The following is a 12,667-nucleotide window of genomic DNA, read 5'->3' on the forward strand; positions in this document are numbered from 1 at the left end:
TAACCTCCAATTTTATAGATAATTCTGAATGGCAGCAGCAATAGAGTTAATGTGGACAACCTCATCTACTTTTTCGGTCAATACTGCAGACTTAGGCATTCCATATACGATGCATGATTCCTCAGCTTCTGCTATTACAGTTGCTTCACCTGATTCTTTAAGTTTTAAGAGACCAAGTGTCCCGTCTGATCCCATTCCTGTTAAAATCACTGCGATCTTTTCATAGTTTTTTAATTTTGCTGCACTTTCAAAAAGAACATTAACTGCTGGTCTGTGTCCTCCTACGGGAGGTTCTTTATCTAAAGCCACAAATGTTTTGCCGGCAGCTTTTTGTATAAGTCTTAAATGAAAGCCGCCAGGAGCTATGTATACCGTACCAGGCATAAGAATGTCATCTTGTTCCGCTTCTTTTACAAAAACATTTGATAGTGAATTTAACCGATTTGCTAATGACTCTGTAAAGCCAGGAGGCATATGCTGTACAATTACGACTGGTGCCTGAATATTTGCAGGTAGTTTTGTTACCACTTCCTGAAGGGCACGCGGACCTCCGGTAGACGTACCTATTAAAATGAGTTTTGGCAGCTCATTTTTTTTCTTTGCAACGCGTGTTTCATAGTTTTGAGAGTTTGCCCTAAAACTCGTTTTAGACGTAACGTTCACTCTAGAAACCGCTATTACTTTTTCAATTAACGCTTCCTTAACTTTATGTAAATCCAGAGAGATCGCACCTGATGGCTTAGAAATGAAATCCAAAGCTCCAGCTTCCATGGCCAGTAACGTATTTTCAGCTCCCGCTTTTGTAGTACTTGAAAGCATAATGATTGGAACCGGACTGCGATTCATAATCTCTCTTACGGCTTCAATACCATCCAAAACAGGCATTTCGACATCCATTGTTACTACATCAGGTTTTAATTGTATTGTTTTTTTTACCGCTTCCTCACCATTTCTTGCTGTGTCCAAAACAGTAATTCTTGGATCTTCATTCAAGAAGTCTTTAATGAGCTTTCTCATAAAAGCAGAATCATCGACTATAAGAACAGATATTTGCTTCAATATCGCTCCCTACCTCTCAGTAAAAAATGACTTTAACCTTGTGATAAAAGATGTATAGGATGCTTTTTGCTGCTTCGAAACTCCAGCAAAAGTTCTTGCAAGTTCCAGAACTGATTGTGACGCTTGGGAATGTGGTTTATTTATAATAAACGGGATCTGCTTTTTTACTGATTCTAATACTGTTGGATCCATAGGGATCGTTCCTAGACAAACAAGTTCTTTCTGTAAGAACTGTTTACAAACATTTCTTAGTTTAGCCGAGGTATCCTGACCTTCTTTTTCATTTTCGCATCGATTTACTGCTAGATAGAAAGGAAGGGTTTTTTCTTTAGAATAAATAAACTTCATCATCGAGTACGCATCTGTTATGGATGTGATTTCAGGAGTTGCAATCACTAATATTTCATGGCTGGATAAAATGAACTTCAATGCTGTATCTGTTACTCCAGCACCCATATCAAGAAAGATAAAATCATAAAAGCTGCCGAGTTCCTCAAGCTGTTTAACAAAATGATTTAGCATAACATCAGTTATATTTATTAAAGAAGTAAAATTTCTCCCTCCTGCGATAGTATGGAGCCCTTCTTTTCCTTCTTCAATGATTTCCCAAACAGAAAGTTTATTTTCCAGCATATTCATAATGTGGTGCTGTGCTTTTCTTCCTAAAATAAGATCTACATTTCCCATTCCTACATCTAAATCAATGATGAGAACTTTTTTGCCGAGCTTTATTAATGAAAGAGCTAGATTGACGGTAATATTTGTTTTTCCTACACCGCCTTTCCCGCTCACTACGGCTAATACCCTCGCATCTTCTGTACTCACTGCTAATAGTTGTTTTCGAAGACTCTCCGCTTGATCAATCATTTTGTTTTCCCTTTAAAAAATCACGTATTAATTCTTCTGCGTCTGCTTCATACATGTCGTCCGGCACATTTTGACCATTTGTTATATATCCAATAGAAACGCCATGTATGACAGCTAAATTCACTAATGCTCCATATGTGGCCGTTTCATCTCTTTTAGTGAAAATCACTTTATCGACAGGAAGACTACTAAATTGGTTATATATCGTTTCCATATCTTTAAATTTTGAGGTCAGAGATAATACAAGATAGTTTTTCATATCTTTATCAAAATTCACGATATTTTGAAGCTCTTCAACATAAAACCGATTTAAAAAATTTCTTCCTGCAGAATCTACCAGAACAAGATCATAGTCTATAAACTTTTCTTTTGCTTTTCTAAAATCATCCGCTGTATAAGCGATCTCACATGGAACATTGAGAATTTCCGCATAAGTTTTTAGTTGTTCAATCGCGGCAATCCTGTAAGTATCTGTTGTAATAAAAGCGACCTTCTTACCATCCTTTAAAACGGCTTTCGCTCCGATTTTAGCGATTGTTGTGGTTTTACCTACACCAGTAGGTCCGATTAAATTTAAAAATTTTGTTTCGTATCGAAAGCCCCCAAACTCACTTTTTTTCATGCGGGCACTTAGCCAATCTGTCAGCCACTTATTCCAATCGTATTTTTTTGCTTCTTCTTGATCAAATGATTCATACTTTTTATTCATTACATCGATGAGTTCATCTATTAAACTCGCATCTACTTCATGTTCCATAAAGTATGTACGCCATTCTTCAATCAAATCCGGTAAATCTTTTTGCTCTTTGTTTTGATTACTTAACGTTTGCACCATTTTTTTTAGCTGCCTGATTTCCTGGGTAAGCTCTGTATCTTGAGGTTTTTCCGTCGTCACTGGCGTTTTATCAGGAAAGACGGATTTTTTAACTGATCGATATTCAACATCCTGATCAAGTCCTGCAAAAACCTCTACATTCTTTTTTGTGAAAAATCCGAGGAAGCCCCCAACCTGTACTTCTCTCGTATTTAAAATAACGGCCCCGCTGCCAAGGTCTGCCCTTACCAATTTCATAGCTTCCGGCAGGTTGCTGGCTGAGTACTTTTTTACTTTCATTAAATATTCACCACCCCTACACTTTTAACTTCCAATTCTGGCTCCAATTCGTTATAAGACAATACTGGAACATCAGGCAAGTATCTTTCGATCAGCTGCCGTACGTACATCCTAACAGCGGGAGAACATAAAATGACGAGAGATTGATCAAATGTCCTTCCTGTTTCAAGTTCTCGTGTTATGCTGTCAAAAATCATTTGCGAGTCATTTGGATCAAGTGATAAATAGTTGCCGTGCTCAGTTTGCTGAACAGAGTCAGCAATTCTCTTTTCTACAGATCCGCCTAAAGTAATAACATGCAGCGGCTCGTTTTCAACTGTATAGCTTTTTGAGATTTGTCTGGACAGGCCTTGACGTACATACTCCGTTAGAAGATCAGTGTCTTTCGTCATTTTTGCAAAATCAGCCATTGTTTCAAAAATAACGGCAAGATTACGTATGGAAATGCGTTCTTTTAAAAGCTTAGATAATACTTTTTGTACTTCCCCAATCGTCAGAGCATCAGGAGTAACTTCTTCCACAACTGCAGGATAAGTTTCTTTTAAATGTTCAACTAATTGCTTCGTTTCCTGACGACCAATTAATTCATGTGCATGTTTCTTTATTATTTCTGTAAGATGAGTTGAGACGACTGAAGGCGGATCTACTACGGTATAGCCAGAGAATTCAGCACGCTCTTTCATTTCTTCACCAATCCAAATGGCTGGCAATCCAAATGCAGGTTCCATTGTTTCAATACCTTGTATTTCCTCGTCTTCTATACCGGGACTCATAGCTAAATAATGATCTAGTAAAAGTTCACCTTTAGCGACTTGGCTGCCTTTAATTTTGATTCTATACTCATTAGGCTGCAGCTGGATGTTATCGCGGATTCGAACGACCGGTACGATCATTCCAAGTTCGAGTGCCAGCTGTCTCCTTATCATGACAATTCTGTCCAGGAGATCTCCGCCTTGAGAGGTATCTGCAAGCGGAATCAAACTATATCCAAATTCAAACTCAATCGGGTCAATTTGCAGGAGATTCACAACTGATTCTGGACTTTTCAGCTGTTCCGTTTGTATATCTTCCTCGACAACTTCTTCTCTTTCTTTCTGTTCGCGTTCAGCTTTCAATAATAAATATCCACCAACAGCAAGCATGCCTCCTACAGCTAAAGTGAAAAAGTCGTTGATTGGTGTAAAAAGTCCAAGCATGATAATCGTACCGCCAGCTACAAACAACATGATCGGATATGCCAAAAGCTGCTTTGTAATATCAAATCCAAGGTTTCCTTCTGAAGCTGCGCGTGTAACGATAATACCTGTTGCTGTAGATATAATTAGTGCAGGAATCTGAGACACTAATCCATCCCCGACAGTTAATCTAGTAAAAGTTTCTGCACTTTCACCAAAGCTATAACCCATTTGGACCATTCCAATAATAATTCCAAAGAGCATGTTAATGAGAACGATGATAATACCAGCTATTGCATCCCCTTTTACGAACTTACTAGCACCATCCATCGCACCATAAAAATCCGCTTCACGTTCAACCGTTTCACGTCTTTCTTTCGCTTCTCGATCTGATATCATACCTGCATTAAGATCAGCATCTATGCTCATTTGTTTACCAGGCATGGCGTCCAAGGTGAATCTTGCGGCAACCTCAGATACACGTTCAGACCCTTTTGTTATTACGATAAATTGAATAATAACAAGTATAAAAAACACGACTATACCAACAAGTATGTTACCTTGAACTACGAACTCCCCAAATGTATGTACCACATTACCAGCTTTACCATGCGAAAGGATGCTTCTAGTAGTAGATACATTCAGCCCCAGTCTAAATAGGGTAACAAGCAAAAGTAAGGAAGGGAAAATTGAAAATTCCAGAGGTTTTGTAGTGTTCATGGCAATTAAAATGATTAATAGCGCCAGAGATATATTTATTATGATCAAAAAGTCCAACATAAAAGTCGGCATCGGTATGACGAGCATGGCAATGATTAAAATAACACCTGCCAAAACACTTATGTCTCTAGCTTTCATCTGTATTCTCTCCTATTCATTCCTTACACTTTTTTCTTGATGCGGTAAACAAAGGCTAATATTTCGGCAACAGCTTTGAATAAGTCTTCTGGAATCACTCCGCCTATATCAACTTGGGCATATAGCGTTCTTGCAAGCGGCTTATTCTCTACCGTAACAACATCATTTTCTTTCGCGACTTCTTTGATTTTTTGCGCAATAAGATCAACACCTTTAGCAACCACAACCGGTGCATCCATACCGTCCTCATATTTAAGGCAAACCGCATAATGTGTCGGGTTAGTGATGATTACATCTGCTTTAGGCACTTCTTGCATCATCCGCCTCATTGCCATCTGCCTTTGTTTTTCTTTGATTTTCCCCTTAATTTTTGGGTCACCTTCGGATTTTTTATATTCATCCTTTATGTCCTGTTTAGACATTCGTATGTTTTTTTCAAAGTCGAATTTTTGATACATATAATCGAGAAACGCAAGAAAGAGTAAAACCACTGAAGCAGCAAATCCCATTTTTACTGCAAGCCCTCCAAATACAGGCAAGGTTGATTGAATGCTTACCAGAGACATTCTTAAGTATGTATCTCTTTCCATCCATAACACGAAGAAAGTTACTCCGCCGATCAGCACAATTTTCAACAATGATTTCGAAAGTTCAACAAGTGCACGGACAGAGTATATTCTTTTAAAACCGGATAAAGGATTCAGTCTTTCCAATTTCATTTGAATCGCTTCTGCCGAAAATAAAAAACCAATTTGGATATAATTTCCAAGTACCCCTGCTGCCATAGCTGCAAGCATGACTGGAGCTAAAATAATGGCGACTTCGACAGACAGTTCACCAAAAAGCTTAGCAATACTCGATTCCGAAAGATCATATAGCAGATTTTTATCCAAACCGTTAGTGAATAAGTGTAATAACCGTTCACCCATCCAACCACCCATAATCGATAAAAACATGACTGACACAAACAAAACGAGTGCTGCATTTACATCTGCGCTTTTTGCAACCTGCCCTTTCTTTCTGCTTTCATCCCTTTTTTTCGGGGTTGCTTTTTCCGTTTTTTCTTGTGAAAAATATTGAAGGTTAAATTGAAATTTCAAACTAAGCAGCCCCTAACAATTCCATTAAGTTGATCATCGCATCACGCATTTGTTCAATCAGCATCTCGATGGAAACAAAAAAAGCAGGCAAAACAACTATAAATAAAACGAGTGCAATTAATATTTTTACCGGCAGACCAATTACAAAAATATTCATCTGCGGAACCGTTCGAGCTACAATACCGAGAGCTAAATCAGCTAAAAACAGTGTTCCAACGATTGGAATAGCCATCTGTAATGCAACCAGAAACATACCTGAAAAAACACTGATTATATGCTTTGCAGCACTGCCATCCCCAAAATGGATCATCGGAGAATCCAATGGCAGAAATTTATAGCTGTAAAAGATACCGTCCAAGAGCATATGATGACCGTCTGTAGCCAGCAAAAAAAGCATTGCAAAAGTATATAAGTATCTGCCCATCAATGGTGTCTGAATACCAGTCTGCGGATCGAAGACGTTGGCAATTGCAAACCCCATCTGCAGATCTATAAATCCCCCCGCTACTTGTATCGCATAAAATACGACCGCTGCTGTAAATCCAATCGAAAGCCCAATCATTGTTTCTTTTATTACCAGCAGCAGAAAAGATCCGTTTATTGCAATTGGATCAGGTTTAACCGTGTATAGCATGATCCACGATAAAAATAATGAAAGACCAATTTTGTGTACCGCCGGTAAATTTTTATTCGAAAACACAGGAATTGTTAAAAAAAATGCCGATACTCTAGTTAGGATTAATAAAAACGCAGGAAAAGACACTAAATCTATCATGCTATAACCCTATGTATGAGTTTAAGTTTTGAAAAATATTCGCTGTGAACGACAATATTTGCGATAGCATCCACGGTCCAAAAAATACAAGCCCTACTAAAACGGCCACGATTTTTGGAATAAAAGCAAGAGTTTGTTCCTGAATCTGCGTTGTCGCCTGAAAAATACTGACGATCAATCCTACCACTAACGCTAAAGCAAGCAATGGTGCACACATGAGCAAGGTAATATAAACACCTTTTTCAGCTAGAGATATTACAAATTGAGTATCCATGATTCCACCTGCTCCTTTTTAATAACTTAGTAATAATGACTTAACAATTAAATACCAGCCATCTACTAGTACAAAAAGTAATATTTTAAAAGGCAGCGATATCATAACTGGCGGAAGCATCATCATACCCATTGCCATCAACACACTAGCCACAACCATATCAATAATTAGAAACGGGACAAAAATCATAAAGCCCATTTGAAAAGCTGTTTTTAATTCACTGATTGCATATGCCGGAACTAACGTTGTTAAAGGAATGTCTTTAATGCTCTTAGGTTCTTGTGCTCCAGAATATTCTAAAAACAAATTTAAATCTTTTTGGCGTGTATGCTTTGACATAAATTCTTTAATGGGTATACTCCCTTTATCAAAAGCCTCTTTTTGTGTTATTTTGCCTTTCACGAGAGGCTGGATTGCCTCTTTATTTACATCTTGTATTACAGGCGCCATGATAAAAAAGGTTAAAAATAGAGCAATTCCCACTAACACTTGATTAGGCGGCATCTGCTGGGTAGCTAATGACGTTCTGACAAAAGATAGAACGATAATAATACGTGTGAAACAGGTCATGAGTATTAGAATACTAGGTGCCAGTGACAAAACTGTAAGAAGAAGCAAAAGCTGAATCGTTGTTTCCATATTTCCTGGATCAGTATTATTTAAGAAATTCAAGTCTAAACCTGGTAGTAAATTATTCATTATGTTTACCTTCTTCAAACGCCTTCTCTGCTTTTTTGCGCTCCTCTTTCCGTTCACTCATAATAGAATTCAACATGTTTTTAAAGTTAACTGTCTGACCATCAGAATGTTCACTCTTAACATGATTTTCCTTCTGCTTCAGCAATCTATCCTTCAATTGACTGGCAACTGTGCTTACATTTTGTACAGAGTGCTGTTCCATCAACAATTTAACTTCAGCATCATCAGATACTTCTTTTAATAGTGTGATAGTATCGCCAACCCCCACAACCAATACAGAGTTCCCTGTTTTTATGAGCTGAATCGAACGATTTTGCCCAACACCAATTCCACCAAGAGATTGCAGGTTTTTGCCATCCTGAAAACTGACTGATTTTTTTTGTATAAACTTTAATACAAAGAACAAAATGGCCAACACGATGCCTAACATGAAAATAAGCTTAACAAGCATAAAGAATGTGCTTCCACTTTCAGATTGATCTGTGACATCATTGTTTGTTTGGGTTACCGAATCATCGCTTTTCTTTGTGTCATGTACGTTGTCCCAAACACTTTTCCCTTGACCGCTGCCTTCCGCCTGTACCACGATTGGTACAAACGAAAGGCATACTGCTGCAAAAATAATGAACAACCATTTCAACATGGAATGAGCCTATCCCAATGTTTTCTTAATTGCTTCAATTACACGGTCAGCTGCAAATGGTTTTACGATAAAGTCCTTTGCGCCTGCCTGAATTGCATCGATTACCATAGCTTGCTGGCCCATAGCTGAACACATAATGATTTTTGCATCTGGTGTAGTCTTTCTGATTTCTTTTAATGCTGTTATTCCATCCATTTCAGGCATTGTAATATCCATCGTTACAAGATCAGGTTTTAATTCAGCAAATTTTTCAATAGCTTGTGCTCCATCTGCTGCTTCCCCTACTACATCAAATCCGTTTTTCACTAGAATATCCTTAATTATCATTCTCATAAATGCTGCATCATCTACGATTAAAATACGTTGACTCATCAAAATGACCTCCTGTTTTTTTATTTAAGTTGTTCTAAACGATCTCGCTGGCTTAATATTTCTGTTACACGAACACCAAAATTCTCATCAATGACGACGACTTCTCCTTTTGCGATCATTTTATGATTCACAAATATATCAACAGGTTCACCCGCTAGCTTGTCTAATTCAATAATGGAACCTGCCGACATCTCTAAAATGTCTTTGATCGTCTTTTTTGTTCTTCCTAGTTCCACAGTCACTTGAAGAGGAATATCTAATAACATATCCAAATTCTTTGATTCTGACTGTCTTGACCCAAAATCATCAAAATCTGAAAAACTGGCAGGCTGTACAGAAACATCTCTCATCGACGGCTGATAAGATGGCTGTGAATGTACATCATTCCTCATAGCAGGCGCTTGATATTCAGGTTGATTCTTTTGTTTGATAGGCTCTTCTACCAGATTATAATCGGCAACAGGTGCTTGTTCAGCTACAGGTTCAGGATTCATTAACCTATGTACAAGACTCTTTGAAAATTCAGCATCGATCAATTGCATGATATTGGAATCGATCAAATCTCCAACTTTCAAACGAAAAGATACTTTTACTAATATTTCTTCATTCGGAATTAAACTATTGTCAGATTCAACATCCAAAAAATCTATCTTAGGAGGTGATATATCCACTTTTATATTAAACATCGTTGACATGGAAGTAGATGCAGACCCCATCATTTGGTTCATTGCCTCACCAACTGCACTAAGCTGGAGTTCACCAAAGTCAGGTGAAGGATTCGTTCCTTCTCCGCCTAACATTAAATCTGCAATGATCTGAGCATCTGTTTTTTTTATAACGAGCAAATTTGCTCCTTCAATACCTTCTGTATACGTAACTTGAACGGCAACATGCGGTATAGGGAATTCATCCTTCAGTTCATCTCTTTTAACAACTGAGACTACAGGTGTCGTAATCTCTACCTTTTGATTTAATAGAGTTGATAGAGCAGTTGCGGCACTTCCAAACGATATATTTCCAATCTCACCTAATGCATCTTTCTCAATAGTAGATAGATAATCTTCACTCGGGTCTACTATGGACGAGGAAGAACTTCCACCATTCAGCAAAGCATCAATTTCATCTTGTGACAGCATATCCCCACTTACCATTGATCCTCATCCTCCTTAATAAAATCCAGTATTTGCACAGCCATTCTTTTCTTTACCTTACCTGGCTGTCCATAAAATTTTGGATTGTTTTCCACTTTTATAACAACTGGTGCATTAATTTTTTGGTCAAGCTCTATGCAATCTCCGAGCGAAAGATGTAAAAATTCTTCAATTGACATCTCTGAAGATCCAAGCTCAACTTTAAAAGGCAAAAAAGCGTTTTTAAGTTTTTGTTCAATAAATTCCGTTTCACCAGGAACGCGTTTCTTTTGTTTATTATTCTGCATCCAATGATGAACAGAAAGTTTGGGAATGATCGGTTCGATTACAACGTGAGGAAGACAGATGTTAATCATTCCCGAAGTTTCCCCAATTGTAGTATTTAATGAAATAACAACAACTGTTTCATTAGGAGATACCATTTGCAAAAATTGCGGGTTTACTTCCAGGTCCAGCATGAATGGATCCAGATCAATTACGCTTGACCAAGCTTCTTTAAAACTTTCAAGGGTATTCTCAAAAAGCTGTGTCATTATCTTTGTTTCAATCTCGGTTAAATTTTCAATCTTATTCATACCAGTTCCGCTTCCGCCCATAACTCTGTCCAGCATTGAATAGGCGATGTTCGGATTAACTTCCATTAATATGCGTCCTTCAAATGGGTGTGCTTCAAACACGTTTAACAATGTCATCTTCGGTACAGATCGAATAAATTCCTCATATGGAAGCTGGTCTACAGAAGCGACACCTATTTGTACATATGTTCTTAACTGTGCAGAGAAATAAGTGGTCAATAACCTTGCAAAGTTTTCATGAAGTCTAGTCAAACTTCGAATTTGATCTTTTGAAAAACGAAGTGCCCTTTTAAAATCGTAAACTTTTACTTTTTTCTCAGTTTCCTCTTTTTTTAGCTCTTCAGCATCCATCTCTCCAGTTGAAAGCGCGGAAAGAAGAGCATCAATTTCATTTTGTGATAAAACATCTACCAAGAGTCTCACCTCTTTTCATGGAGTTTTATTAATTATTGAATTATTTTCTGTGTCGTGTAGACTCTCACTATTTTTCCTTCTTGCATAAGTTTTGAGATTTTATCTTTTAGAACATCTTCAAGGTGAATTAAACCTTTTTGCCCAGATAAATCGGCTGTTTCCATGTTGGAAATTTCATAGATAATCAGATTGTTCACTTGAAATAGTCGTTTTTCTAACTCTTCCTTAGCATCTGTGTTTTCAGCTTGAATCTTAAATTTTATTTTGATATATGCCTGATCTGATAAGTTCGTTGTAATTTCTTCTGTTTCTACCATTAATTCTTCAAGGTCTTCAGCTGTTGGCTCGGCTGCTTCTGTTTTAGGTGAAAATTGTTTGAAAGCAAAATAGCCTGCTGTACCAATAAGTGATATTGCTAAAAGCATCGAGACCATAATCGTCACTGCTTTGTTTTTACCCAACTACAGATCCTCCCTTTTATTACTCTTCATCGGAAGCAAAGTAATATCCCGATAAAACGCAGTTATCTTTTCCGTAACTGCTGCTTCACTTTCCTTCACCACAAACTTCTTCCCTGTCGTTAACGTAATTGTAGTATCAGGAAAAGATTGAATCTGTTCGATATAAATCGCATTCAAAGTGAAACTATTACCATTTAACTGTGTTAATGAAATCATATGAACATAGGGTTAAGCATCAGGTGCTTAACCCTCCTCCCTTCACATTAACGTTTTAGGTTTACTAATTCTTGAAGGATCTCATCAGATGTTGTTATTATTCTAGTATTTGCCTGGAAACCACGCTGTGCAACAATCATATCTGTGAATTCTTCTGAAAGGTCAACGTTTGACATTTCAAGTGTTCCAGCTTGTACAACTCCTAAACCATTTGTGTCACCAGGGGCGCCATCTGTTGGAGCTCCGGAGTTTGTGGTTGCCATATAGTTATTTGATCCTGCTTTATCTAAACCGCCTGTGTTACTAAATTTAACTAATTTTATGACTTGCGGTGTCGGGTTTAATGTACCTCCATCGATAAAATTCACTTTTCCATCAGACCCGATACTAAAACTTTGAGCCGTAACAGGAATATTGATATTGTTGCCTGCAGTATCCTTTACGAACAACCCGTCACTCGTAACTAAATCTCCGGATTGATCTAAATAAAAATTCCCAGCACGAGTGTAATAGGTATTTGTTCCATCGGAAACTTCAAAAAAACCATCACCAGAAATACCCAAATCTAGTGGACGACCTGTTGTTTGCAAGCTTCCTTGTGTATGAACAGTATCAATGCTTGCCAGCTGCGAACCCAGTCCAACTTGCTTTGGGTTTACACCTCCCCGGCCGTTAGTTGGTGCTGCAGCACCAGAAATTTGCTGGCTCACAAGATCTTTAAATGTTGTACGGCCCTTTTTAAAACCATATGTGTTTACATTGGCAATATTGTTTCCGATTACATCAAGCTTTGTCTGAAAGTTTTTCATACCGCTAATTCCAGAGTACATAGAACGTAACATTTTATTTTATCTCCTCTACTTGGTTAGTACTGCGTCAGTCAATCTGCAGTGTTTGTGAGCCTCCTGTAAAGG

The 12,667-nt window shown here is 37.8% G+C and carries 15 protein-coding genes; all 15 read right to left on the bottom strand.

All coding sequences use genetic code 11. From position 1 onward, the window contains the following. Nucleotides 1-12 precede the first annotated feature (12 nt). From RGB74_RS10645 to flgG, 15 genes are read right to left on the bottom strand one after another with little or no spacing between them, the layout of a single operon-like run. Nucleotides 13-1,059 carry a protein-glutamate methylesterase/protein-glutamine glutaminase gene (locus tag RGB74_RS10645; protein ID WP_310759295.1) on the bottom strand — a complete coding sequence of 349 codons (1,047 nt, stop codon included), beginning with the start codon at nt 1,057-1,059 and terminating at the stop codon, nt 13-15. 9 nt (nt 1,060-1,068) lie between these two features. Continuing rightward, on the bottom strand, nt 1,069-1,926 hold the full coding sequence (locus RGB74_RS10650; RefSeq protein ID WP_310759296.1) for a MinD/ParA family protein: 858 nt from the start codon (nt 1,924-1,926) through the stop codon (nt 1,069-1,071). Next, complete coding sequence (gene flhF, locus RGB74_RS10655) at nt 1,919-3,040, bottom strand: flagellar biosynthesis GTPase FlhF (protein WP_310759297.1); 1,122 nt, start codon at nt 3,038-3,040, stop codon at nt 1,919-1,921. The genes RGB74_RS10650 and flhF overlap by 8 nt, the downstream gene beginning before the upstream one ends. Next, a complete protein-coding gene (gene flhA / locus RGB74_RS10660) occupies nt 3,040-5,073 on the bottom strand; it encodes a flagellar biosynthesis protein FlhA (RefSeq protein ID WP_310759298.1) in 2,034 nt (677 codons plus the stop codon). The genes flhF and flhA overlap by 1 nt, the downstream gene beginning before the upstream one ends. A gap of 23 nt (nt 5,074-5,096) precedes the next feature. Continuing rightward, nucleotides 5,097-6,173, bottom strand: coding sequence for a flagellar biosynthesis protein FlhB (flhB, locus tag RGB74_RS10665; protein ID WP_310759299.1), 1,077 nt, complete (start codon nt 6,171-6,173; stop codon nt 5,097-5,099). A 1-nt stretch (nt 6,174) separates the two neighbouring features. Continuing rightward, entirely contained in the window at nt 6,175-6,948 is a 774-nt protein-coding gene (fliR, locus tag RGB74_RS10670) for a flagellar biosynthetic protein FliR (RefSeq protein ID WP_310759300.1), read from the bottom strand. 1 nt (nt 6,949) lies between these two features. Beyond that, nucleotides 6,950-7,222, bottom strand: a complete 273-nt coding sequence (gene fliQ, locus RGB74_RS10675) for a flagellar biosynthesis protein FliQ (RefSeq protein ID WP_310759301.1) — start codon at nt 7,220-7,222, stop codon at nt 6,950-6,952. Nucleotides 7,223-7,240: 18 nt separating this feature from the next. Next, the gene (gene fliP, locus RGB74_RS10680; RefSeq protein ID WP_310759302.1) at nt 7,241-7,921 is read right to left on the bottom strand and encodes a flagellar type III secretion system pore protein FliP; all 681 of its coding nucleotides are present in this window, start codon (nt 7,919-7,921) and stop codon (nt 7,241-7,243) included. Further along, nucleotides 7,914-8,564 (bottom strand): flagellar biosynthetic protein FliO, encoded by a 651-nt coding sequence (locus RGB74_RS10685; RefSeq protein WP_310759303.1) that lies wholly within the window; start codon nt 8,562-8,564, stop codon nt 7,914-7,916. Before RGB74_RS10685 ends, fliP begins: the two co-directional genes overlap by 8 nt. A gap of 9 nt (nt 8,565-8,573) precedes the next feature. Then, on the bottom strand, nt 8,574-8,936 hold the full coding sequence (locus tag RGB74_RS10690; protein ID WP_310759304.1) for a response regulator: 363 nt from the start codon (nt 8,934-8,936) through the stop codon (nt 8,574-8,576). A 20-nt stretch (nt 8,937-8,956) separates the two neighbouring features. Further along, nucleotides 8,957-10,087: a flagellar motor switch phosphatase FliY gene (gene fliY, locus RGB74_RS10695; protein WP_310759305.1), complete on the bottom strand. Its 1,131-nt coding sequence runs from the start codon at nt 10,085-10,087 to the stop codon at nt 8,957-8,959. Next, entirely contained in the window at nt 10,081-11,076 is a 996-nt protein-coding gene (gene fliM / locus RGB74_RS10700) for a flagellar motor switch protein FliM (protein ID WP_396135960.1), read from the bottom strand. The genes fliY and fliM overlap by 7 nt, the downstream gene beginning before the upstream one ends. Nucleotides 11,077-11,108: 32 nt before the next feature. Further along, a complete protein-coding gene (fliL, locus tag RGB74_RS10705; protein WP_310759307.1) occupies nt 11,109-11,537 on the bottom strand; it encodes a flagellar basal body-associated protein FliL in 429 nt (142 codons plus the stop codon). Further along, nucleotides 11,538-11,753: a flagellar FlbD family protein gene (locus RGB74_RS10710; RefSeq protein WP_310759308.1), complete on the bottom strand. Its 216-nt coding sequence runs from the start codon at nt 11,751-11,753 to the stop codon at nt 11,538-11,540. A gap of 47 nt (nt 11,754-11,800) precedes the next feature. Beyond that, nucleotides 11,801-12,595 (bottom strand): flagellar basal body rod protein FlgG, encoded by a 795-nt coding sequence (gene flgG, locus RGB74_RS10715; protein WP_310759309.1) that lies wholly within the window; start codon nt 12,593-12,595, stop codon nt 11,801-11,803. Between the last annotated feature and the right edge of the window lie 72 nt (nt 12,596-12,667).

Origin of the sequence: Bacillus sp. NEB1478 (genome assembly GCF_031582965.1) — a bacterium.
Lineage (GTDB): Bacteria > Bacillota > Bacilli > Bacillales > Fictibacillaceae > Fictibacillus.

What these genes read in the sequence shown, in the direction of transcription:
- RGB74_RS10650 (WP_310759296.1), bottom strand. Translation starts at nt 1,926, where the DNA reads ATGATTGATCAAGCGGAGAGTCTTCGAAAACAACTATTAGCAGTGAGT.
- flhF (WP_310759297.1), bottom strand. Translation starts at nt 3,040, where the DNA reads ATGAAAGTAAAAAAGTACTCAGCCAGCAACCTGCCGGAAGCTATGAAA.
- flhA (WP_310759298.1), bottom strand. Translation starts at nt 5,073, where the DNA reads ATGAAAGCTAGAGACATAAGTGTTTTGGCAGGTGTTATTTTAATCATT.
- fliR (WP_310759300.1), bottom strand. Translation starts at nt 6,948, where the DNA reads ATGATAGATTTAGTGTCTTTTCCTGCGTTTTTATTAATCCTAACTAGA.
- fliQ (WP_310759301.1), bottom strand. Translation starts at nt 7,222, where the DNA reads ATGGATACTCAATTTGTAATATCTCTAGCTGAAAAAGGTGTTTATATT.
- fliP (WP_310759302.1), bottom strand. Translation starts at nt 7,921, where the DNA reads ATGAATAATTTACTACCAGGTTTAGACTTGAATTTCTTAAATAATACT.
- RGB74_RS10685 (WP_310759303.1), bottom strand. Translation starts at nt 8,564, where the DNA reads ATGTTGAAATGGTTGTTCATTATTTTTGCAGCAGTATGCCTTTCGTTT.
- RGB74_RS10690 (WP_310759304.1), bottom strand. Translation starts at nt 8,936, where the DNA reads ATGAGTCAACGTATTTTAATCGTAGATGATGCAGCATTTATGAGAATG.
- fliY (WP_310759305.1), bottom strand. Translation starts at nt 10,087, where the DNA reads ATGGTAAGTGGGGATATGCTGTCACAAGATGAAATTGATGCTTTGCTG.
- RGB74_RS10710 (WP_310759308.1), bottom strand. Translation starts at nt 11,753, where the DNA reads ATGATTTCATTAACACAGTTAAATGGTAATAGTTTCACTTTGAATGCG.
- flgG (WP_310759309.1), bottom strand. Translation starts at nt 12,595, where the DNA reads ATGTTACGTTCTATGTACTCTGGAATTAGCGGTATGAAAAACTTTCAG.